This is a genomic window from Deltaproteobacteria bacterium (assembly GCA_028818775.1).
Classification (GTDB): domain Bacteria; phylum Desulfobacterota; class Binatia; order UBA9968; family JAJDTQ01; genus JAJDTQ01.
On record JAPPNE010000156.1, the window covers coordinates 1 to 21,003 of the forward strand.

General features: G+C 66.6%; 20 protein-coding genes and 1 tRNA gene. 12 read left to right on the forward strand and 9 right to left on the reverse strand.

All coding sequences use genetic code 11. From position 1 onward, the window contains the following. Nucleotides 1–1,034, reverse strand: a 1,034-nt coding sequence (locus OXU42_17090; GenBank protein MDE0031104.1) for an AAA family ATPase, incomplete at its 3' end; no start/stop codon positions are given. A gap of 218 nt (nucleotides 1,035–1,252) precedes the next feature. Between OXU42_17090 and bioF the strand changes: the two genes are divergently transcribed. From bioF to bioD, 3 genes are read left to right on the forward strand one after another with little or no spacing between them, the layout of a single operon-like run. Further along, the gene (bioF, locus tag OXU42_17095) at nucleotides 1,253–2,422 is read left to right on the forward strand and encodes an 8-amino-7-oxononanoate synthase (GenBank protein MDE0031105.1); all 1,170 of its coding nucleotides are present in this window, start codon (nucleotides 1,253–1,255) and stop codon (nucleotides 2,420–2,422) included. After that, the gene (bioA, locus tag OXU42_17100; protein MDE0031106.1) at nucleotides 2,419–3,786 is read left to right on the forward strand and encodes an adenosylmethionine--8-amino-7-oxononanoate transaminase; all 1,368 of its coding nucleotides are present in this window, start codon (nucleotides 2,419–2,421) and stop codon (nucleotides 3,784–3,786) included. The genes bioF and bioA overlap by 4 nt, the downstream gene beginning before the upstream one ends. After that, complete coding sequence (gene bioD / locus OXU42_17105) at nucleotides 3,783–4,511, forward strand: dethiobiotin synthase (GenBank protein MDE0031107.1); 729 nt, start codon at nucleotides 3,783–3,785, stop codon at nucleotides 4,509–4,511. Before bioA ends, bioD begins: the two co-directional genes overlap by 4 nt. Nucleotides 4,512–4,624: 113 nt before the next feature. Here bioD and larC read toward each other — a convergent pair whose 3' ends face one another. Further along, on the reverse strand, nucleotides 4,625–5,794 hold the full coding sequence (larC, locus tag OXU42_17110; protein ID MDE0031108.1) for a nickel pincer cofactor biosynthesis protein LarC: 1,170 nt from the start codon (nucleotides 5,792–5,794) through the stop codon (nucleotides 4,625–4,627). A 109-nt stretch (nucleotides 5,795–5,903) separates the two neighbouring features. Here larC and OXU42_17115 point away from each other — a divergent pair. After that, nucleotides 5,904–5,979 (forward strand) — tRNA-Ala (locus tag OXU42_17115). Between the two features lie 64 nt (nucleotides 5,980–6,043). Here the strand turns inward: OXU42_17115 and OXU42_17120 are convergent. Continuing rightward, nucleotides 6,044–6,625, reverse strand: coding sequence for a DUF488 domain-containing protein (locus tag OXU42_17120; protein MDE0031109.1), 582 nt, complete (start codon nucleotides 6,623–6,625; stop codon nucleotides 6,044–6,046). Between the two features lie 142 nt (nucleotides 6,626–6,767). Between OXU42_17120 and OXU42_17125 the strand changes: the two genes are divergently transcribed. Next, entirely contained in the window at nucleotides 6,768–7,937 is a 1,170-nt protein-coding gene (locus OXU42_17125; protein ID MDE0031110.1) for a thiolase family protein, read from the forward strand. Beyond that, nucleotides 7,934–8,344 (forward strand): OB-fold domain-containing protein, encoded by a 411-nt coding sequence (locus OXU42_17130; protein MDE0031111.1) that lies wholly within the window; start codon nucleotides 7,934–7,936, stop codon nucleotides 8,342–8,344. Before OXU42_17125 ends, OXU42_17130 begins: the two co-directional genes overlap by 4 nt. A 21-nt stretch (nucleotides 8,345–8,365) precedes the next feature. Here OXU42_17130 and OXU42_17135 read toward each other — a convergent pair whose 3' ends face one another. From OXU42_17135 to OXU42_17145, 3 genes are all read right to left on the reverse strand, one after another. Continuing rightward, on the reverse strand, nucleotides 8,366–9,043 hold the full coding sequence (locus OXU42_17135; GenBank protein ID MDE0031112.1) for a lipid-binding SYLF domain-containing protein: 678 nt from the start codon (nucleotides 9,041–9,043) through the stop codon (nucleotides 8,366–8,368). A 134-nt stretch (nucleotides 9,044–9,177) separates the two neighbouring features. Continuing rightward, nucleotides 9,178–10,221: an ornithine cyclodeaminase family protein gene (locus OXU42_17140; protein MDE0031113.1), complete on the reverse strand. Its 1,044-nt coding sequence runs from the start codon at nucleotides 10,219–10,221 to the stop codon at nucleotides 9,178–9,180. Between the two features lie 42 nt (nucleotides 10,222–10,263). Continuing rightward, the gene (locus OXU42_17145; protein ID MDE0031114.1) at nucleotides 10,264–11,112 is read right to left on the reverse strand and encodes an alpha/beta hydrolase; all 849 of its coding nucleotides are present in this window, start codon (nucleotides 11,110–11,112) and stop codon (nucleotides 10,264–10,266) included. 190 nt (nucleotides 11,113–11,302) lie between these two features. Here OXU42_17145 and OXU42_17150 point away from each other — a divergent pair, with 190 nt between their 5' ends. Further along, complete coding sequence (locus tag OXU42_17150) at nucleotides 11,303–12,232, forward strand: amidohydrolase family protein (GenBank protein MDE0031115.1); 930 nt, start codon at nucleotides 11,303–11,305, stop codon at nucleotides 12,230–12,232. A 28-nt stretch (nucleotides 12,233–12,260) separates the two neighbouring features. Here OXU42_17150 and gloA read toward each other — a convergent pair whose 3' ends face one another. From gloA to OXU42_17165, 3 genes are read right to left on the reverse strand one after another with little or no spacing between them, the layout of a single operon-like run. Beyond that, nucleotides 12,261–12,647 carry a lactoylglutathione lyase gene (gloA, locus tag OXU42_17155; protein MDE0031116.1) on the reverse strand — a complete coding sequence of 129 codons (387 nt, stop codon included), beginning with the start codon at nucleotides 12,645–12,647 and terminating at the stop codon, nucleotides 12,261–12,263. A 58-nt stretch (nucleotides 12,648–12,705) separates the two neighbouring features. After that, complete coding sequence (locus OXU42_17160) at nucleotides 12,706–13,320, reverse strand: histidine phosphatase family protein (protein ID MDE0031117.1); 615 nt, start codon at nucleotides 13,318–13,320, stop codon at nucleotides 12,706–12,708. 15 nt (nucleotides 13,321–13,335) lie between these two features. Beyond that, a complete protein-coding gene (locus OXU42_17165) occupies nucleotides 13,336–15,234 on the reverse strand; it encodes a SurA N-terminal domain-containing protein (protein ID MDE0031118.1) in 1,899 nt (632 codons plus the stop codon). Nucleotides 15,235–15,483: 249 nt separating this feature from the next. Here OXU42_17165 and OXU42_17170 point away from each other — a divergent pair, with 249 nt between their 5' ends. The 5 genes from OXU42_17170 (at nucleotide 15,484) to rodA (ending at nucleotide 21,000) form a co-directional block, all read left to right on the forward strand. Then, nucleotides 15,484–16,521: a rod shape-determining protein gene (locus OXU42_17170; GenBank protein MDE0031119.1), complete on the forward strand. Its 1,038-nt coding sequence runs from the start codon at nucleotides 15,484–15,486 to the stop codon at nucleotides 16,519–16,521. A gap of 143 nt (nucleotides 16,522–16,664) precedes the next feature. After that, the gene (mreC, locus tag OXU42_17175) at nucleotides 16,665–17,516 is read left to right on the forward strand and encodes a rod shape-determining protein MreC (protein ID MDE0031120.1); all 852 of its coding nucleotides are present in this window, start codon (nucleotides 16,665–16,667) and stop codon (nucleotides 17,514–17,516) included. Beyond that, nucleotides 17,513–18,037, forward strand: a complete 525-nt coding sequence (mreD, locus tag OXU42_17180) for a rod shape-determining protein MreD (protein MDE0031121.1) — start codon at nucleotides 17,513–17,515, stop codon at nucleotides 18,035–18,037. The genes mreC and mreD overlap by 4 nt, the downstream gene beginning before the upstream one ends. Beyond that, nucleotides 18,024–19,913: a penicillin-binding protein 2 gene (mrdA, locus tag OXU42_17185; GenBank protein MDE0031122.1), complete on the forward strand. Its 1,890-nt coding sequence runs from the start codon at nucleotides 18,024–18,026 to the stop codon at nucleotides 19,911–19,913. Before mreD ends, mrdA begins: the two co-directional genes overlap by 14 nt. Further along, nucleotides 19,903–21,000, forward strand: coding sequence for a rod shape-determining protein RodA (rodA, locus tag OXU42_17190; protein MDE0031123.1), 1,098 nt, complete (start codon nucleotides 19,903–19,905; stop codon nucleotides 20,998–21,000). The genes mrdA and rodA overlap by 11 nt, the downstream gene beginning before the upstream one ends. Nucleotides 21,001–21,003: the final 3 nt, after the last annotated feature.

Consider the following 21,003-nt stretch of genomic DNA (forward strand, 5'->3'; position numbering starts at 1 on the left):
TGGTCCACGGTCACCGGCTGGAAGCGCCGCTCCAGCGCCCGGTCCTTCTCCACGTGCTTGCGGTACTCGTCCAGGGTGGTGGCGCCGATGCAGTGCAGTTCGCCCCGGGCGAGCATGGGCTTCAGCAGGTTGCTGGCGTCCATGGCGCCTTCGGCGGAGCCGGCGCCCACCACGGTGTGCAGCTCGTCGATGAACAGGATCACCTCGCCCGAGGACTCCTGCACTTCCTTGAGCACGGCCTTGAGCCGTTCCTCGAACTCGCCCCGGTACTTGGCGCCGGCGATGAGCAGGCCCATGTCCAGCACCACGATGCGCTTTTGCTTGAGCCCCTCGGGCACGTCGCCGGCCACGATGCGCAGTGCCAGCCCTTCCACGATGGCGGTCTTGCCCACGCCCGGGTCGCCGATGAGCACGGGGTTGTTCTTGGTGCGGCGCGAGAGCACCTGCACCACCCGGCGGATCTCCTCGTCCCGGCCGATGACGGGGTCGAGCTTGCCCTGGGAGGCCAACTGGGTGAGGTCGCGGCCGTAGCGCTCCAGCGCCTGGTAGGTGCCTTCCGGGTTCTGGCTCGTCACCCGCTGATGGCCGCGCACCTTCTGGAGCGCCTCCAGCAGGGTATCGCGGTTGACGCCTTGGGCGCGCAGCACCTGGCTCGCCTTGCCCCCGTCCTCGAGAATCGCCAGCAGCAGGTGCTCGACGCTGACGTAGTCGTCCTTGAGCTTCCCGGCTTCGTCCTCTGCGCGGGCGAACAGGCGCGACAGCCGCTGGGTGACGTAGACCTGCTCCGGACCGGCCGCGGCGCCCGCGCCGGTCACCCGCGGCATGCGGTCGAGCTCCGTCTCAAGCCCCTTCTTCACCGCCGGCACGGAAACGCCGGTCTGGGTGAGCAACGCCGTGACCACGCCGTCCGTGGGCTCCAGCAAGGCCGCCAGCAGATGCTCGACGTCCACTCCCTGATGATTGCGCCGCGAGGCCAGCGTCTGGGCCTGGCGCAACGCCTCCTGTGATTTCTCGGTCAAGCGATTGATGTCCATACTTCCTCCGGTTTCCCCGGTTATCCTAAGAAAATCTAGGTACGGATTCGTTAAAGTCAACGTAGCAGTGGTTTCCCCCACCCCCTTGATTCCCGCTTCCGCGGGAATGACGATTCGGGGCGTTGGTGCCGTGGCTGTAACCGAGCGGAGTTTTGACACAGCCTGCCCCGCGGGAATGGTTCGGTTGCCGTATTTCTGATATCAACCCAACCGGAGCCATGGCCGATTTCATCGAAGAGAGGCTGGAGGAGATCCGGAGCCGGAACCTCTACCGCGAGTTGAAGGTGGTGGACGGCGAACAGGACGCCACCGTCGTGCTAAACGGCCGAGAGGTGCTGAACCTGTCCTCCAACAACTACCTGGGGTTGGCCAACCATCCCGCGCTGAAGGAAGCCGCCCGGGAAGCGCTGGACCGCTACGGCTGCGGCTCGGGCGCCTCGCGGCTGATCTCGGGCAACATGACCGCCCACGAGGAACTGGAACAGCGCCTCGCGCGCTTCAAGGGAACCGAAGCGGCGCTGGTGTTCAACAGCGGCTACCAGGCCAACGTGGGCATCATCGCCACGCTGGTGGAAAAGGGCGACGTGGTGCTGAGCGACCAGTTGAACCACGCCAGCATCATCGACGGCTGCCGCCTCTCGCGGGCGACGGTGTCCGTGTACCGTCACTGTAACATGGAACACCTGGAAGACCTGTTGAAGAAGGCACCGGCCAAGGCGCGCAAGCTCATTGCCACCGAGTCCGTGTTCAGCATGGACGGGGACATCGCGCCTCTTCGGGAGCTGGTGGAGCTGGCGGAGCGTCACGGAGCCATGGTGATGGTGGACGAGGCCCACGGCACCGGCGTTCGCGGGCCCAACGGCGCCGGCGTGGTGGCGGAGATGGGGCTCGGCGACCGTGTCCTCGTGCAGATGGGTACCCTGGGAAAGGCCTTGGGCGCTTTCGGCGCCTACGTCGCGGGCAGCGCCAGGCTTAAGGAACTGCTCATCAACCGCGCGCGCAGCTTCATCTTCACCACCTCGCTGCCGCCGGTGGTGCTGGCCATGGCGGGCGCGGCCGTGGACCTGGCGGAAAAGGAGCCCGAGCGGCAGTGCACGCTGCGGCGCAACACCGAGCGGCTGCGAAGCGGCCTGGAGCGGCTGGGCTACACGGTGGGCGGCAGCACCCAGATCATTCCGGTGATGGTGGGGGAGGAGCAGCCGTGCATGGAGCTTGCGGCGCGGCTCCTGGACTCCGGCTTCTACGTACAGGGCATCCGCCCGCCCACGGTGCCGCCGGGCACGTCGCGGCTGCGGGTCACCACCATGGCGACCCATACCAACGAACAGCTCGACCGCGCCCTCGATGCCTTCGCGCGGAACTCGCCCCACGAGCGGAAGAGAGCATGAATCACAGCGACAAGTACGACACCCTCAAACGCCTGGACCACACCCACCTGTGGCACCCGTTCACGCAGATGCAGGAGTGGATGGGCGAGGACCCCTGTATCATCGCAGAGGGGGAAGGCAGCTACCTCATCGACGTCGACGGCAACCGTTACCTGGACGGGGTGTCGTCCCTGTGGTGCAACCTCTTCGGGCACCGCCGCCCTGAGCTGGACGAGGCCCTCAAGGCGCAGACCGACCGCATCGCACACTCCACCTTCCTGGGCCTCAGCCACGTGCCGGGCATCGAGCTGGCCGCCCGGCTCAACGCCATCGTCCCGCCCGGCCTCACCCGCGTGTTCTACTCGGACAGCGGCGCCACCGCCGTAGAGGTGGCGCTCAAGCTGGCGGTGCAGTACTGGCAACTCCTGGGGCAGACCGAGCGGACCCGGTTCGCGCGGCTGGAGGAGTCGTACCACGGAGACACCGTCGGGGCCATGAGCGTCGGCTACAGCGAGCTGTTCCACCACTACCACCGCACCATGCTGTTCCCTACGCTGTCGGTAAAGCCGCCCTACGCCTATCAGCGGGAACATGGCCTGAGCGAGGCCGAGTCGATGGAACGGTCCTTGGCCGAGGCCCGTGCCACCGTCGAACGGGAGAAGGACCGGCTGGCGGCGTTCATCATGGAACCGGTCATGCAGGGGGCCGCGGGCATGTGGCCCCAGCCCGCCGGCTACGTCCGGGGCATCCGGGACATCTGCGCCGACAACGGCATCCTGTTCATCGCCGACGAGGTGGCCACGGGCTTCGGCCACACCGGACGCATGTGGGCGTGCGAGCACGACGGCGTGACCCCGGACCTCATGTGCGTCGGCAAGGGCATTACCGGCGGCTACCTGCCGCTGGCGGCGACCTTTGCCACAGAGGAGATATTCTCCGCGTTCCTGGGTGAGTACGGCGAGTTCAAGAGCTTCTTCCACGGCCACACCTATACCGGCAACCCCCTGGGCTGCGCGGTGGCGCTGGCCGGCCTGGACATCTTCGAGCGGGACGCGCTGATGGAGACGGTGCCGGCCAAGATGGCGTGGCTCGAGCGAACCCTCCAGGCGGACATCCTCACCCTCCCTCACGTGCGCGAGATACGCCAGCGCGGCTTCATGACGGGCATGGAGCTGGTGAAGGACAAGGCGCGCGGCGAGCGCTACGACCCCGGCCTCCGGATCGCCAACCAGGTGGTGCTGGAAGCCCGGCGGCGCGGCGTCATCGTCCGCCCGCTAGGGGACACCCTCATCATGCTCCCGCCGCTCACCATCAGCGACGCCGAGCTGGCGACCCTGGCGGGCGTGGTGCGAGATTCCATCCGCCACGTCACGGAAGCCTCGTGAGCCGCGGCTTCTTCATCACCGGCACGGACACGGGCGTGGGCAAGACTTTGGTGGCGTGCGGACTGGCCGCCGCGTTCAGGGACGCCGGGTTCAAGGTCGGCGTGATGAAGCCCGCGGAATCCGGCTGCCGGAACGAGAAGGGCCGCCTGGTGCCCCAGGACGCCACCTTCCTCAAGGCCGCGGCCGGCAGCAACCAGCCCATCGAACGCATCTGCCCCTACCGCCTGGGAGTCCCCGTGGCTCCGAGCGTGGCCGCCGCCCACGCCGGCGTGCAGATCCGGCCGGACTTCCTGGTGCGCCTGTACCGCGACATGAGCGCCGTACACGACCTCATGCTGGTGGAAGGCGCCGGCGGCCTGCTCGTCCCCCTGCGCCCCAGCTACACCTACGCGGACCTGGCCCGCGAGATCGGCCTCCCGATCCTGGTGGTGGTGGGCAACCGCCTCGGCGCCATCAACCACGCGCTGCTCACCCTGGACCACGCCGCGTGCCTCAACCTGAAGGTGTCCGGCTACATCCTGAACGACATGGAAGGTGAACGGACGCCGGCCACGGAAACCAACGCCGAGACCCTCCGGGAGATGACGCGGGTGCCGAGCGTAGGGAAAGTCCCGTTCCTGCGAACGTCGGGATCGGGGCCGGGTGCGCCGCAGGAAACGCGCCCCGACCTGGGTGCCCTGTTCCGGCGCCACACCGAGTTCGACTATCTTGCCAAGATCACGTGAGGATAGTAGCCGGGCCTCACCCATTGACCGTCATACACGGCGCCTGGACTGGCCAGACGGAGCCGCTACGAATACGTCATTCCCGCGAAAGCGGGAATCCAGGGGCGGAGGCCTTACCGACCGCCCATGAAACAGCGCGTCACCTCGTCGTAGACCGCCTTCAACGGCACCTTCCTCGCCGCCGCGATCTTGCGCGCCTCGTCGTACTCGGGCGTCGCCCGCTTCGCCCCTCCCGGTTCCTCGGCGACCTTGACCGTGAGCGTGCCGAAACGGGTCTTGAGCTTCAGCGTCGTCCGCGGGAGCACCAGCCGGTCCACCCGGTAGCAGCGGACTCCGAGAGTCGATGTCTCCCCCAACACGATCCCCGCCAGCGCGTCCCGCAGTTCGGGCTCCGCGACGACCCGCAACAGCGTGCCCGGCCGGTTCTTCTTCATCTGGACGGGCGAAAGCGTCACGTCACGGGCGCCCGCCGCGAAGAGGCGCTCCAGCACATAGTCGTAGAGCTCCGGGTTCATGTCGTCGATGTGGGTCTCCATCACCAACATGCGTTCGTGGGCGAGCAACGACGATCCCTCACCCAGGACGATCCGCAAGACGTTGGGCCGGTCCGCGAACTCCAACGTCCCCGCGCCGTAGCCCGTCCCCTCGACGCGCATGGCCGGAGCCTCGCCCTTCCGCGTCACAAGGGCCGAAAGGACGGCGGCGCCGGTGGGGGTGACGTTCTCCGCGGCGATGTCCGCGCCCTCGACCGGGAACCCCTTCAACAGCTCCAACGTCGCCGGCGCCGGCACCGGCAGCACCCCGTGCAGCGAACGGGTCAGCCCCCGGCCCAGGGGCACGGCCGAACAGGCGAACTCGTCGATTCCCAGGAAACAGGTGCCGATGGCCGCCGCCAGGATGTCCACGATGGAGTCCACCGCCCCAACCTCGTGGAAGTGAACCGCCTCCGGCGCCACCCCGTGGACCTTCCCCTCCGCCTCGGCGAGCTTGGAGAAGATGGCCAGGCCGCGGTTCTTCACCTCGACCGGCAGCCCGCTCCCCTCGATCAGTCCGCGGATGTCCGACCAGCTTCGCCTCGGCTGCTCCTCGCCCGCCAGGACCTGAAACCGCACCGCCCGGATACCGTGGACGGTCCTCCTGCCCACGCGGATGCGAAAATCGAGGTTCGCGAGCTTGCCGAGTTCCTCCTGAAGCCGCCTGCGCGGCAACCCCAGGTCCAGCAACGCGGCCACGGTCATGTCCCCACTGATACCGGAGACCAAGTCGAAGTACGCGGTCCTCATGGTGAAGGCAGGCGTACGAAACTCGCCGGTGGCGTGTCAAGGACCTGTGGATCGCGGTGCATTTACATGCGGTTTGAGGGGTGCTATTCTGGAAATCCTGCAAGCGCGTGGGGCCGTAGCTCAGCTGGGAGAGCGCTAGGTTCGCAATCTAGAGGTCGTGGGTTCGATCCCCATCGGCTCCACCAACCCCAACTCAAAGAGCCGTCGGAAGACGGCTTTTTTTGTTCCGCCGTCCCTTTCCGACCCGGCTCACCGTCTCTTCCTGGCCGCCATGCGTTCCACCTGCCGGGCGATGGCCCGCTTGATCCTGTCACCGTGTTGGCCGAACAGTTCGCCTTGCGGCGGATCGCCGTGCATGACAAGGAGCCGGTCCATGGCCGCGGCATGGGCCTCCAGCCCGCCGTCGGCCAGGATGTGGTCCACCGAGACGCCGCGAGACTCGAGCGCCTGTGCCACCAGCAGGGTCCGATGGCATTCCAGGGGCTCCTTCTCCGCGCACATCATCGCGACCCGGTGGCCGGCGGCGGCTTGAAGGACCCTATCCAGTCCCCGTTGGAACATCGGCGTCGCCTCGACGCGGTCATAGCGCACACGTCCGTTCTCGTAGCAAGCCGGATCGTCCGGGCGTCCCCCCAACTCCCACCCGAGATAAACGTACTCGATGCCACGGGCGGTGAGGCTGCGCGCCAGCGGCTCGCGGTTATACTGCGGATTGAACCGGCTGTAGGGCGTCGAACGAACATCGACCACCTCGACGACCTCGTACCGCTCCAACAATCCGACGAAGGTTTCGATGGCATGGGTGGAATGGCCGATGGTCAAGACGCTCATGACAACTCTTCTTCCATACCATTGCCCGCACCGTACTTGCCACGATCCGTGGCCCTGGACATCCCTCGCCGAACACCCCTGTTTCGTGTATCGTGGCTGACGGATTGAGGGACCGGTCGAAAGAACCACCAGGAGGAATCCCATGAACAACCTTCGAGGCAAGTACGCCATCGTGGGCGTCGGGCACAGCAGGCTCGGCAAGGTGCCGGAGATGGGGCCCATCGGGATGTTCGCGGTGGCGGCGCGGAACGCCATCGCGGACGCGGGGTTGACCAAGGCGGACGTGGACGGGCTGATCACGCGGGGGCCGGACGACGTATATTGCCACCACCAGCGGGTGGGGGCGGCGCTGGGGCTCGACGTGACCTACAGCACGTCCACGGACAACGGCGGCGCCAGCCAAGTGCTTGGGGTGGCCATGGCGTGCATGGCCATCGACGCGGGGCTTTGCAGCACGGCCGTGGTGGGGTTCGGGCGGGATACGTGGTCCCGGACGCACCGCACCGAGACCGCGCGCAAGCGGGTCAACATCGGCATCCAGAACCAGGGCGAGTTCGGGCCGGAGTTCGGCTGGTTCGGCGCTCCGTCCAACTACGCGGTGTCGGCGCGGCGCCACATGAAGCTCTACGGCACCACCAAGGAGCAGTTGGGCCACATCGCGGTGGCGTTCCGGGAGCACGCGAGCCGCAACCCCAACGCGTTTTTCCAGAAACCAGTCACCATCGAGGAGTACCTGAACGCGCGCATGATCGTCGACCCGCTGTGCCTCTACGACTGCAGCGTCTACATCGACGGCGCCGCCGCGGTGGTGGTGACCTCGGCGGAACGCGCCCGGGACCTCAGGCAACCGCCGGCCTATGTCATGGGCTTCGGTTTCGGCAACCGCCTGAGCGGCTGGTTCGAGGAGAGCAACATGCTCACCACCGGGGCCAAGGAGGCGGGCGAGGGAGCCTACCGCATGGCCGGCATCGGTCCCGAGGCCGTGGACACGGCCCAGCTCTACGACTGCTTCACGCAGATGGTGCTGTTGCAGCTCGAGGACTACGGCTTCTGCGAGAAGGGCGAGGGTGGCCCGTTCGCCGCCTCCGGCGCCCTCAGGCTGGGCGGCCGCCTGCCCACCAACACCTCGGGCGGGCAGCTCTCGGAGGGGCATACCGAGGGCATGCTGCAGATCGTGGAAGGGGTGCGGCAGGTCCGGCACGAGCACGGAGCGGACCGCCAGGTGAAGGACGCCCAGGTGGCGCTGGTGAGCGGGCACGGCGGCAACACGGCCTGCCAGTCGGCCATGATCCTGGCGAGGGAAGCATCATGAGCGAGTACGCCAAGCCGCTGCCGTATCCCACGGTGGAGTCGGAGCCCTTCTGGGAGGGCTGCAAGCGCCACGAGTTGCTGCTGCCGCGGTGCCGCGCGTGTTCCGGATACTGGTTCCCGCCGGGTTCCACCTGCCCGCATTGCTGGAGCACGGAGTGGGACTGGACCAAGGCGTCGGGCCGCGGCAGGATCCACTCCTTCGGCGTCTACCACCGGGTGTACCACCCGGGCTTCGAGGGCGAGATCCCCTACGTGTTCGCGGTCATTCAACTCGACGAAGGGCCGCGGCTGGTAAGCAACGTGGTGGACGAGCCGCCCGAGAAGCTCGAGTGCGACCAGCCCGTGGAAGTGGTGTTCGAGGACGTCACGGAGGACGTGACGCTCTACAAGTTCAGGCCCGCGGGCTAAGCCGCCGGAGGGGTGCGCGCGCTAGCGCGTTGCCTTGTTGAGCACCTCGATGAGTGGTTTGGCCTGCTCGTTGCTGACGTTTCTTTGGAGCAGGATGTCCCGGGGCGTGATGTCCACGCGCCCATAATAGGTGCGGTTGTCGTCCCGGTTGACAACCACGCCTCCGCCCTCCACCGACACGCCGGCGAACAGCCCCTTGACGCGGGCGAACGAGAAGATGTCGAAAATCTCGACCTTGGCGCCGACACCTTCCGGGCCCAAGCCGATGCTCGCGTCGGCGCCAAGCTGGAACTTGTCACGCAGAAAGCGTCTCAGGCCTGTATCCGTCATGATCATGAGGATGACTTCCCCGGCCTTGACACCGAACTGCAAGCCGAAAGAACCCGACAATACGTCGTAGAAGGCGGGATGGCTCCACCGGCCCTCCTTGTCCTGCGCCACGAGCACGCCCTTGCCGACGGCGCCACCGACGAAAAACCCGCCCTTGACGAACTGAGGCATGATGAGGAGCCCCTTGGCGTACCGGACGTTTTTCTGGAACCACGTCATCCGGGAATCCTGCCGGAACTCCTCGAACGTCACACGGGCCTTGTTCACTCGGACACCCAGGTCCTTCGCCGTCGTCTCCTGGCCGAACACCACGGCGGACGACATGGCGAAGAGGAACAAGACGGCAAGCGCTACCAGAGTTCTCTTCACTGAATGCCTCTCTTCCTCTAGTGGCCTGTAATGCGCAGTGAGTCGCCTGCGGCCCACGGTCCGAACACGACTTGACCGTTCACTTTCAGGATACCACGCGTGACGGGCAGGAAAAACGAGGTAGGCGACCTTTGTCAGAACTCGGTGCCGATGCCGGCGGCCCGGGCCTTGTCATGGGCCAGCCGCGCCAGCGCCATGTACCCGACGCCCTGGTCGCTGTTCTGCTTGAACAAGGTGATATCGCGGTCGTTGCGGCGGCCGCGCGTCTTGCCGGTGACCAGGGCGCTCAGGTCCTTGACGTCGTCCCAGGCGATGACTCCATTCCGCACCGGCTCCAGCAGATCGCCCTGCTCGTCCTGGATACCCTGTTGCACGAGCGTCGCCACGATGACGTCCGCGCGCGCCAGCACCTCGTCGTCCAGCTCCCGGCGCGGCCGGCTCACCAGCCCCTCCAGCAACAGCTCCTTGTTGCTGCCCACGATGAAGGTGACGTGGACGCCTTCCTCCAGCCAGCGTCCGAACACCACCGGCACGTTGCTGCCGGTGGCGCAAACGATGATGTCCACGTTCCGGGCGGCCTCTTCGGGCCGTTCCACCGGCCTGAGCTCCGCGTCCACGCAGGGTTGCATGGTGTCGCAGAACGCGCGGCGGTGGTCCGCGCCGCGGCTGTAGACCCGCACCTCGGCGATGGGCCGGATGGCGCACATGGCCTCCAGGTGGCGCCGGGCTTGACGGCCGGTGCCGATGAGCCCCAACACCCGGGCGTCCGCCCGCGCCAGCCTGCGGGTGCCGACGGCGCTGGTGATGGCGGTCTCGGTGGCGAACTCGTCCCCCGGCGCCTCCCGGCGGTAGAACGGCGGACAGCCGGCGATGACGGCCAGGAGCGCGCCGGTCTCGCTGTCGTAGCAGACGTAGACCCGCGTCCCCACCGCCGCGTAGCTCTGGTCGTCGGCCGTGTAGTTGTGACGCTCGTAGTGGACGAAGGTCCCGGCCACGCTCAGGGACACGCATCCGCCCGAGTGCACGCTGATGCGGCGGTCGTCCGCCAGCATGCGCTGGCGCGGCAGGCTGAAGAGGGGGTGGTCCTCCTGCGACGCGAATCCCCGCTCCACCGCGTCAACCGCCTCGGTGATGGAGATGAGCCCCTTGAGCTCCTCCGCCTTGATGAACAGCGCCATGCCCGCGCCCTCCCCGTCCTCCAGGCCACCGGACGGCAGGCGTCAGCGGTGCGCCCGGGTGAACTCCAGCGTGCGCTCGCACACCTTCTCGGTGGTCTGGTCCGGCGGCATCACGTTCCAGAACTCGCCGTTGGGAAGACATTCGCGCAGATAATGTGCCCCGGAGGTGGCATGGGACGGGTCGTCGCCGGGCATGATCACGGCCGGCGCCTTGATGCCCATGACCTCCTCGGCGGTGGCGCCGGTGGCGGTATCGCGATCGAACAGGTCCGGACCGGTGGTGGCGACGATCCCCAGGTAGCGGTCCGGGTCCTCGGCCGCGAAGCTCGCGGCGAAGGCGCTGTCCCGGGCGATGACCGAGGCCCAGGGGCCGGACTCGGGATCGGCCCAGAAGGTCGTGCCCTTCGATGCCCGTTCGACGACACCGTCGAGGCCGTTCTCCTTGATGAAACTCAGGTGATTGGCCCAGCGCGCCTGGCAGGAAGCCTTCCAACGGTAGCCCCCCACCGGCCAGTGGAGGATCAGCCCCCGGGTGCGCTCGGGAAAGTTGACGCCGAACGAAAGCGCCACCGAGCAGCCCATGCAGCCGCCCATGACGAAGGCGGAGTCGACGCCGAGGTGGTCCAGGAGCCGCTTGCCCTGGGTGGCGTAGGTGGTCCAGGTGATGCGCTCCACGCGCCCGCCCGACTGTCCGGACTCGCGCCGGTCGTAGGCGATGACCTGGTGCTCGGTGGCGAGCTCCGCCAGGGCATCGAGGCCCTTCCAGGCCGTGGAGACGCGCCACTTCTCGATGGTGGAGTCGAACCCCCCCGGCGCCAGCATCAGCAGGGGCGGTCCGGAGCCGTAGATTTCGTAATAGACTTCGATACCGTCGATCACAGCAGTCGACATGCAGTTCCTCCCGAAAGGCCCGCACACGCGCGCGCACCACGCATTGACGGGGCTTGGATGATGTTTCCCCACGATTAGCCCAAGCATCCGGGTCAGTCAAATCAGCCCTGCCCCGGCCGGCGTTGACCCGACTCCGTTTCAGGTCCTATACTTCGCGGTTCATGATCCGGTGATTGGAGGAACCCAAGAAATGTTGATCGACTGGCATTCACACCACACGGCCCCGGAGGTCGTGGACGCGTTCAAGGAGAAGGCCGGGAAGTCGCCCAAGGTGGACGCCTACGACTCGACGGACTTCGACAAGCGGCTCGCCGAGCTGGACGAGGCGGGCATCGACTTCCAGCTCGTCTGCCAGGGGGCGAGCGAGGACGCCGACCAGCTTGACGGCGCGGACGCCATGGCGATGGCGCGCCTGTCCAACGACGTGCTGGCGGAGCGCATCGGCGGCCATACGGACCGCTTCGGCGGCATCACGGCGCTGTCGCTCAAGAACGTCGCGGAATCCGTGGAGGAGATCGAGCGCATGGCCGCGCGCGGCTTCAAGGCGGTGCTCATCTACCCGCGGGTGGACGGCGAGATGAAGGTGGACCTGCCGGATCTCGACCCGGTGTTCGCCAAGGTGTCGGAACTCGGCCTGCCGCTCTTCCTTCACGGCAGCGGCGGCGCCAAGGACCCGACGCTCCAGCGGCTGGAGGACGGCGGTGCCGGGGTGGCCTACAGCGTGCTGTCGGACGCGAGCGTGAACGAGTGCGTCATGCGCATGATCGCCGGCGGCCTCTTCGACCGCTACCCGAAGCTCCGGGTCGTGATACGCAGCGGCGGCGGCGGCATCCCGCTGCTGGTCCAGAGGATGTTCTGGAAACACAAGGGGCCGGAGGGCGAGACGCGCTACTCCGACATCTTCCTGAAGCACTTCTGCATCGATACGGCGAGCGTCCGGCCCAATGCGCTGCCCTTCCTCGCCGACGTGATGGGGTCCGAAGGCGTCGTCTTCGGCTCGGACTACTGTGGCGGGCTGGGGCCGCTCAAGAAGGCGTTGAACGTCGTGGACGAGCAGGAGAACGCCTCGGAGATCCGCGCACGCACGGAGCGGACCTCGCGCGCGATGCTGCGTCTGTAGGGCTTGATCAGAGCGCCGTGAGAGCCCCCTACTCCTTGCGCGTGGTGAGCTCGATCTTGTAGCCGTTGGGATCCTCGACGAAAGCGATGACCCCGCCGCCGTGCTTCATGGGACCGGCGTCGCGGGTGATCTTGACCCCCTTCTCGCGCAGGTCGTCGCAGGTGGCGTACACGTCGGGCACGCCGATGGCGATGTGGCCGAAGCCGTCGCCGACGTTGTACTCGTGGGTGTCCCAGTTGTAGGTCAGCTCGATGACGGCGCTGTCCTCCTCGGAGCCGTAACCCACGAAGGTGTTGGTGAAGCGGCCCGACTCGTAGTCCTTCTGCTTCAGGACCTTCATTCCCAATCCGTCACAGTAGAACTTGAGGCTCTCGTCCAGGTGCTTGACCCGGATCATGGTGTGAACGATTCTCATGGCGTTCTCCTTTCCTGCGTTGGCGGCCGCGGACCCTGCCGCCCGCGCGCCTTTGGGTTCACTCGCAGACCCGCACCGGATCCGCCACCACCTCCCGGATAGCCCAGCCATCCGATCGTGTGAAGCTCACATGGCTCAGTTCACAGGGCTTGAGGTGGAACGTGCGATACTGGTCCAGCGGCGTCCCGCTGATGCGGCACAGGGCCGAAAGGATCGGAAAGCTGTGGCTCACCACGACGATCGTATCGCCGTCGTGGTGGCCCTCGACGATGCGGTTGAGCGCGGACCAGACCCGCCGGTCCACGTCGAGGAGACGCTCCCCCCCTGGCAGTTCCACCCCCACGGGCCGCGTGCGCCATTGCTCGATCAACCCCCCGAACCGCTCCCGCACCTCCACGAACGTGAGACCCTCCATCTCGCCGTGGTCGAGCTCGCGCAGGTCCGGCTCGACCCTGACCGCGACCTCGTGCGGGCCGCCGACGATTTCCGCGGTCTCGCGGGCGCGCCGCAGATCGCTGGAGTACACCGCGTCGATGCGTCTGCGGCTCAGATGGGCGGCCACCTCGCTTGCCTGACGCTGGCCGGTCTCGTTCAACTCGATGTCCGAGCTCCCCTGGCACCGCCCTTCATGGTTCCAGCGGGTCTCGCCGTGGCGTAGCAGTAAGATCTGCATGGGAAGGTGCGTGCCTCAGATGAATTCCGGATGGATCTCGATCCTGGCGTTGGCCTTGAGGTTCTCGATCAGGCGGCTGAAGGCACGCTGCCCTTTCTCCTCGCGTATCTGCCGCGTAAGTTCTTCCTTTTCCTTCCCCAGGTCCGCGAGGTCGGCTTCGACGGTGGTTCTGAGCACCATCACGTAGAACGAGTCGCCCTGGGCGTAGGCCGTATCCACCACCGGATTCGCCTTGGATGCCGTAAGCCGCCCCAGGGGCAGCGGCAGGATCCCGACCTCGGGAATGTTCGCCTGCTTGCGCGGAAAGAGGCCGGTGTCCTCCACCGCAAGGCCCCCGGCCGCGGCGGCCTCGCGCAGATCCGCCCCGCCCTTGACCTCGGCCAGGAACGCCTCCGCCTTCTTCTGGGCCTGCTCGCGCGCCTTCCTGCGCGTGAGCGTCTCCTGGATCCGTTCCTTCACGTCGTCGAGCGGCGGCACGGCCGGCTCGACGCGCCGGGCACCCTGGAGGAGATACAGCGCGTCCGGGGAGGCGACGATGGGACCGGTCTGGTCCGGCCGGAGCGATAGGGCGGCGTGATAGAACTCCTCCACGTCGCCGATGGCGTCGAGCGTCTCGCCCGCGCTGAACAGGGGCGTCTCGTCCGGTTCGATGCCGCGCTCCCGGGCCACCTGCGCCAGCGGCACGCCGTCCAGTGCCCTTTCCCGATCCTCCTCCACGGCGCGGGCCGCACGCGCTCCGCCGCGCTCCCGCTTGAGCGCGGCGACGATCTCGTCGCGCACCTCCTCCAGCTCACGTATCTTGTCTTCCCGCCGCTCGACGGCCTTGAGCAGGTGCAGCCCGATGGCGCTTTCCACCACGTCGCTGATGGCGCCCTGCTCCAACGCAAAGAGCGCCGCGTCCAGCGGTGCCACGAGCTGGCCGCGGACGACGAAGCCCATGTCCCCCCCATCGGCGGCGCTATCGTCCTGGGAGTGCTGCTTCGCCAACTCCGCGAAATCGGCTCCTTCGCGGGCCCGCTTGAGGATGCCCCCCAGTTGCTCCCGCGCCGCCGCCTTGTCTTCGGGAGAGGCACCCTCGGCGATGGGAACGAAGATCTGACTGAACTTCACCGCCTCCGGCTGGCGGAACCGACGTTCGCGGTAAACGTCGTAGTAGGCCTGGACGTCCCCATCCGACACCTCGATGTCCTCCGCGAAACGGTCCACGCGGTACTCCAGGTAGCGCGTCCCGACCTTGAGGGGCTCCCGCAGGAGCGATCCGTTGCCGTCGTAGTAGGCCTGGATGTCCTCGTCCGCCACCGCGACTCCCTCCGCGAAATCATCCGTGTCGAAACGCACGAAATCCAGCGCGATCTCCTCGTTCTCCACGCGGTAGCGGTCCTCCACCTCCACCGCGGTCACCGGTATGGAGTCCGCGATGAGACTCCGGAGCTTCTGGATCGCCAAGGCCTCGCGCTGCTGCGCCTCGAACTCCGCCGGGGTCATACCTTGTCCACGCAGGGCCAGGCGGTAGGCGTTCCGGTCGAACCGCCCTCCCGCCTGAAACGCCGGATGGCGCGCGATGCCGTCGGCAAGCTCGCCGTCCGTGACCTTGAGGCCCAGGTCGTCGGCGGCCTGCAACAGCAAACGCTGCTGGATCAGCTCCTCCAGCAACTGGCCGCGGAGATTGAGCGCCTCGATGTCCGCGGGCGACAGCCGGCCGCCGGCCAGTTGCCGGTAGGTTTGAAGCATTCGATAGTAGTGGATCTCGAGTTCGGTGTAGGTGATCTCGTCTCCGTTCACCTGGGCGATGGTCACCACCTGCTGCTGCCCTCCCTGGGGGCCCACGCCGACCATGACGAACGCCAGCACGCCAACCCCGAGCAAGAGCAGCACCAGCCACGACCGCTTCCGTTTTCGCAACACGTCAAGCATTTCCGAAAAGCTCCTCGCGACACTTCGATCTGGTCATTCCCGGTCGCCCGAAACCCGCTTCTCCGGGCCTCCGGCGCGGGCGAAACCGTGTCATTATAGGTAGCCGCCGTTGCGATGTGAAGCGGATGAAGAGCTGGGGCCGCCGGGGTCTTTCGTCCGCCGGCGACACTCCCGTTATGTTGTACCGTAGATGGACTTCTGATATCTTTGACTCGGTTTACACTTGTCACGGAAGCATTGAGGGGTCGCATGAGGTTTCTCGACAAGATCTATGGCTTGGTTTCCAACGACTTGGCCATCGATCTCGGTACGGCGAACACGCTGATCTACATCAAGAGCGAGGGCGTCGTCTGCAACGAACCCTCCGTGGTAGCGGTCCAGAAGAACGGCCGCGGCGAGAAGCGTATCCTTTCCGTGGGAGCCGCGGCAAAGAAGATGCTGGGACGCACTCCCGGGAGCATCGTGGCGATCCGGCCCTTGCGGGACGGCGTGATCGCCGATTTCGAGACCACCGAAGCGATGCTGGAGTACTTCATCAAGCAGGTGCACCACCGGCGTTCGCTGGTCCGTCCCCGGGTCATCATCGGGGTCCCCTTCGGCATCACCGAGGTGGAGAAGCGCGCGGTCCGGGAATCGGCGGAATCCGCCGGGGCTCGGGAAGTCTACCTGATCGAACAACCCATGGCCGCGGCCATCGGTTCCGGGCTGCCCATCACCGAGCCCACCGGCAACATGATCGTGGACATCGGCGGCGGCACCACCGAGGTGGCGGTGATCTCCCTGGCCGGCATCGTCTACTCGAAGTCGATCCGTGTGGGGGGCGACAAGCAGGACGAGGCCATCGTCCAGTTCATCAAGCGGCGCCATAACCTGATGATCGGGGAGCGGACCGCGGAGCTCATCAAGATCACCATCGGTTCGGCCTACCCCGGCGACGAGATCCGCACCATGGAGATCAAGGGCCGCGACCTGGTGGCGGGCGTGCCCAAGACGGTGCTGATCTCGGACGAAGAGATCCGCGACTGCCTGCTGGAGCCCATCAACCAGATCCTGGACGCCGTGCGCGTGTCGCTGGAACGCACGCCGCCGGAACTGGCGTCGGACATCGTCGACCGGGGCATCGTGCTGGCCGGCGGCGGCTCGCTGCTGAGGAATCTGGACTCGCTGATCAGCGAAGAAACGGGGCTTCCGGTGAGCCTGGCCCAGGATCCCCTGACATCGGTGGTCCTGGGCGCGGGCAAAGCGCTGGACGAGATCGAGCTGCTCAAGGACGTGACCATTAACTGAGAGGATCGAGGACACACGTGGCCGCAGCCAGGACAGGGAAAACTGCGGACTCGCCCCGCTCATCGCCGCAACCCGGCCAATCCCGCCCGTCCCGTGTCAGGCAAGCTTGGTTTCTGGCCCTGACCGTGCTGCGCCGGTACCGGATGCCGATCCACGCCACGTGCGCCCTGGCCCTGGCATTCTACGTCGTCACGGTCTCATCCGCCGCGCCGGAGAAGGGCGACCCGGTCACGCGCGTCCTGGCGCAATCGGTCAAGCCGATTCAGAAGTCGCTCCATGCGCTGGGTTCGACGATCCGCAACATCCAGATCAACTTCGTGGCCTTCAAGGATCTGTGGAACGAGAACCAAGCCCTGAAGGAACAGGTCGCGGCTCTGGAAGCCGAGCGCAACAGGCTCTTCGAGGCCAAGCTGGCCAATGACCGCCTGACCGAACTGCTGGAGATTCGCACGCGGATCCTGCGGGAGTCGGTGGCCGCCACGGTCATCAGCAACAGCGCCAGCAGTTGGTTCCGCACCATCACGGTGGACAAGGGCGCCGGCTCAGGAGTCCATCGGGGCATGGCGGTGATCACGCCCAGAGGCGTCGTGGGCCGGGTCGTCTCGGTGGCCGATGATACCGCCAAGGTCCTGCTGCTTACGGACCACAAGAGCGGCATCGACATCATCACGCAGCGGACTCGGGTGCGCGGCATCGTCTCGGGCTCGGTGGATGGAGAGCCCATCGTCAAGTACATGGGGCGCAACGACGACATCCGGCCGGGCGACCGCCTCATCACCTCGGGGTTGGACGGAACCTTCCCCAAGGGGCTTCTGGTAGGCACCATCATGGAGATCGCCGACGACGGGCCCGGGCTTTTCCGGCGTGTCCGGGTCTCGCTGGCGGTGGACCCGTTGGTGATGGAAGAGGTGCTCTTCATTTCCGACAAGCCACGACCGTCCTACTCCTCCGCGCCGCAGCCGGATTCGCAGGCAGCACCGTCCGCCACACCATGAACCTGTCGCTGGTCTACTTCGGCATGGGTTTGACCTTCGTCGTCCTTCAGGCCACGGTCCTGCATCTGGCGAGTTGGACGCCCATCATTCCCGACCTGACCCTGATCCTGTGTGTATACCTGGCGCTGAACCGGCCTCGGGTGGATGCCGTGTGGACGACCTTCCTCCTGGGATACGCCATCGACATGCTGTCGAGTCCGCAACCCGGCGTCAACGCCGTGGCCTTTTCCGCGGTGTTTCTCGTGGTCTACCTGGCGTTTCGATACGTATGGGCCAAGGGTCCGCTGATCAGCGCCATCACCGTATTCGTCGCCGTATGGCTCAAGGTGGGCGCACTGATCGCCATCTCACCGCTTTTCGAGTTGTCTGCGGGCAACTGGATGGTAGTCGGGGACGCCGTCCTGCGGGAGGCCCTCTTTTCCGCATGCATCGCGCCGCCGCTCTTCCTGATGCTTCGCTCCATCCACAACCGCATGGAAACCGTGAAAAAGCCCCCTTCTCTCGCCAATGCTTCCTCTTAGGCCAAGCTCCCGAACGCTGCCGGAGTTCCGCGGACGCGTCCGCTTCTTCGCGCTCCTGGTCCTGCTGGCATTCGCGTTGCTGACTTACCGCCTCTGGATGCTCCAGGTCCTGCAAGGCCACAGGTATGCGGTGCTGTCCGAGAGCAACCGTATCCGGCTGGAGCGTATTCCCGCGGTGCGCGGCCTGGTGTTCGACCGCCACCAGCGCCTGCTGATCAACAGCCGCCCGTCCTTCGATCTGCGCTACACGCCGGGCGAAGCGGAAAACCGGGTCGCTTCGCTGCGACATCTCGCACACCTGCTGGACACCGACGCCGCAGAGCTCCTGGAGGCCGCGCGCCACACCAACGGTTCGAAGGGAGTGACCCTCCTCCGCGACGTGGATTGGCCCGCGGTGGTGGCGGTGGAGACGCACCGACTGGACCTCCCGGGCGTCCACGTGAGCGTGAAGGCGCGGCGCAGCTACCTGACCGACGACATGACCGCCCACCTCCTCGGCTACCTTGGGGAAATCAGCACCGGTCAGTTGCAGGGACTGCGCCGAAAAGGCTACCGCGGCGGAGACGAGATCGGACAGGCCGGCCTCGAGAAGCTCTGGGAGCCCCACCTCGCCGGCCGCAGCGGCGGCGAACGCGTAGAGGTGGACGCCACCGGCCAGAAGGTCCGGGTCATCGACCGGCTCAAGGCGACGCCCGGCCACAACGTCGTGTTGACGCTGGACATGGACGTGCAACAGGCGGCCTATGACGCGTTGAGGGGCCGGGAGGGCGCCGTGGTCGTCCTCGACGTGAACAGCGGCGCCGTGCTGGCCCTGGTCAGCACCCCCGCGTTCGATCCCAACGCGTTCGCGCGAGGATTGACGGCCCGCGAGTGGCGCCGGCTGACCGACGACAGCGAAACCCCGCTGCACAACAGGACGTTGCAAGGTCACTTCCCGCCGGGTTCTACCTTCAAGATCGTGACGGCCCTGGCCGCGCTGCAGGAAGGGGTCATCTCCCCGAACCAGCGACTGTTCTGCGGCGGCACCTACAAGGTGGGCAATCGGGTCCTGAGGGACTGGAAGAAGCAGGGACACGGCCATGTCGACATGCACAAGGCCCTGGTGCAGTCGTGCGACGTCTACTTCTACCAAGTGGCGCTGCGGCTGGGGGTCGACAGGATGGCCAAGTGGGCGCGCCGTTTCGGGCTGGGCTCGCGCACGGGCATCGTCCTGGAGGGCGAAAGCGCTGGTCTGGTCCCCGACCGCGCATGGAAGAAGCGGCGTTTCGGCGCCCCCTGGTACACGGGCGAGACCCCGCTGGTGGGCATCGGTCAGGGGTTCGTCGGGGCGACGCCGCTTCAAATGGCCAGCATGGTCGCCGCCGTCGCCAACGGCGGAACCGTCTATCGCCCGTGGTTCGTTCAGCGGGTTTTTTCCCCGGACGGCGAAGTGATGGAAGAATACGGCCCGGTGCGCACCGCCACCGTGAACCTCAAGAAGGGCAGTCTGGAAATCGTGCGCCGGGCGCTGTTCGACGTGGTCCACGGGCGACACGGCACGGCCCGGCGCGCGCGTTCGGACCTGGTGGACATCGCCGGCAAGACCGGCACCGCCCAGGTGGCGGAGATGCGCGGAGAGGCGGTCAAGAGCAAGGACCTGCCTTACGAGATCCGGGACCACGCGTGGTTCGTGGCCTACGCCCCGGCGGACAAACCCGAGATCGCCGTCGCCACCCTCGTGGAGCACGGCGGTGGCGGAGGAGCCACGGCCGCCCCCATCACCCGCAAGGTGGTCGAGGCCTGGTTCCTCTCGGGTGACGACGAGTCCGAAGATGTGGAAATGACCGACGCGCAGTTGAACGCGTTGTTCGCCGAGCGGCCGCGACATGCAAATTGACCGCCGCCTCGTGGCCGGCTTCGACTGGCCGTTGTTCGTCCTCTCCGTCGGGCTGGCGCTGCTGGGGATCGTCACCATCTACAGCGCCACCTGCAGCGTCAACGAAGAGTGCTCACGCTACCTCGCCACCAAGCAATCCTACTGGCTCGTCATCGGCCTGTTCTGCATGGTGCTGGCCTTCTCGGTGGACTACCAGCGCCTGAACCGCTGGGCGTACCCGATCTACGGCGCCCTCGTCATCCTCCTCGGCCTGGTGCTGCTCATCGGCATCACCAGCGGCGGCTCCCAGCGTTGGCTGGACCTGCGCTTCTTCGCCCTTCAACCCTCCGAGCTGGCCAAGATCGTGCTTGTGCTCGTGCTCGCCAAGACGCTTTGCTACTACGAGCCCGGCTACTCGTTGACCGCTCTGGGCGTACCGCTCATGCTGTGCGCGCCGGTCCTGTTGCTCGTGCTCCTGCAACCGGACCTGGGCACGGCCGTGCTGATATTTCTCATCGCCATGGCGGTGGCGGTGATGTCCGGGCTGCGGGTGCGCTCGCTGGCGTACTTCACCGCGGCCGCCATCGCCGCTTTGCCCGTCGGATGGCAGTTCCTCAAACCGTATCAGAAGACCCGCATCTGGACCTTCATGAACCCCGAGTCGGACCCGCTCGGAGCCGGCTACCACGTCGTGCAGTCCAAGATCGCCATCGGCTCCGGACGCCTCTGGGGCACGGGGTATCTCCAGGGCAGCCAGAACCGCCTGGAGTTCCTGCCCGAGCAGCATACGGACTTCATCTTCGCGGTGTTCGCGGAAGAGTGGGGATTTTCCGGGTGCGTGGTGCTGTTGGCGGCGTATACGCTGCTGATCCTGCTGGCGCTACGGGTGGTGCGGCGGGCTCAGGACCGTTTCGGCGTGCTGCTGGCGGCGGGGATCACGGCGATGCTGTTCTGGCAGTTCACCATCAACATCGGCATGGTCACCGGACTGCTGCCGGTGGTAGGCATCCCCTTGCCCCTCATCAGCTACGGCGGGTCCTCGCTGGTCACCACCATGCTGGCTCTCGGGCTCCTGATCAACGTGAGCATGAGGCGCAACACACGCTAGCGG

What these genes read in the sequence shown, in the direction of transcription:
- bioF (MDE0031105.1), top strand. Translation starts at nt 1,253, where the DNA reads ATGGCCGATTTCATCGAAGAGAGGCTGGAGGAGATCCGGAGCCGGAAC.
- bioA (MDE0031106.1), top strand. Translation starts at nt 2,419, where the DNA reads ATGAATCACAGCGACAAGTACGACACCCTCAAACGCCTGGACCACACC.
- larC (MDE0031108.1), bottom strand. Translation starts at nt 5,794, where the DNA reads ATGAGGACCGCGTACTTCGACTTGGTCTCCGGTATCAGTGGGGACATG.
- OXU42_17120 (MDE0031109.1), bottom strand. Translation starts at nt 6,625, where the DNA reads ATGAGCGTCTTGACCATCGGCCATTCCACCCATGCCATCGAAACCTTC.
- OXU42_17125 (MDE0031110.1), top strand. Translation starts at nt 6,768, where the DNA reads ATGAACAACCTTCGAGGCAAGTACGCCATCGTGGGCGTCGGGCACAGC.
- OXU42_17130 (MDE0031111.1), top strand. Translation starts at nt 7,934, where the DNA reads ATGAGCGAGTACGCCAAGCCGCTGCCGTATCCCACGGTGGAGTCGGAG.
- OXU42_17140 (MDE0031113.1), bottom strand. Translation starts at nt 10,221, where the DNA reads ATGGCGCTGTTCATCAAGGCGGAGGAGCTCAAGGGGCTCATCTCCATC.
- OXU42_17145 (MDE0031114.1), bottom strand. Translation starts at nt 11,112, where the DNA reads ATGTCGACTGCTGTGATCGACGGTATCGAAGTCTATTACGAAATCTAC.
- OXU42_17150 (MDE0031115.1), top strand. Translation starts at nt 11,303, where the DNA reads ATGTTGATCGACTGGCATTCACACCACACGGCCCCGGAGGTCGTGGAC.
- gloA (MDE0031116.1), bottom strand. Translation starts at nt 12,647, where the DNA reads ATGAGAATCGTTCACACCATGATCCGGGTCAAGCACCTGGACGAGAGC.
- OXU42_17160 (MDE0031117.1), bottom strand. Translation starts at nt 13,320, where the DNA reads ATGCAGATCTTACTGCTACGCCACGGCGAGACCCGCTGGAACCATGAA.
- OXU42_17165 (MDE0031118.1), bottom strand. Translation starts at nt 15,234, where the DNA reads ATGCTTGACGTGTTGCGAAAACGGAAGCGGTCGTGGCTGGTGCTGCTC.
- OXU42_17170 (MDE0031119.1), top strand. Translation starts at nt 15,484, where the DNA reads ATGAGGTTTCTCGACAAGATCTATGGCTTGGTTTCCAACGACTTGGCC.
- mreC (MDE0031120.1), top strand. Translation starts at nt 16,665, where the DNA reads ATGCCGATCCACGCCACGTGCGCCCTGGCCCTGGCATTCTACGTCGTC.
- mreD (MDE0031121.1), top strand. Translation starts at nt 17,513, where the DNA reads ATGAACCTGTCGCTGGTCTACTTCGGCATGGGTTTGACCTTCGTCGTC.
- mrdA (MDE0031122.1), top strand. Translation starts at nt 18,024, where the DNA reads ATGCTTCCTCTTAGGCCAAGCTCCCGAACGCTGCCGGAGTTCCGCGGA.
- rodA (MDE0031123.1), top strand. Translation starts at nt 19,903, where the DNA reads ATGCAAATTGACCGCCGCCTCGTGGCCGGCTTCGACTGGCCGTTGTTC.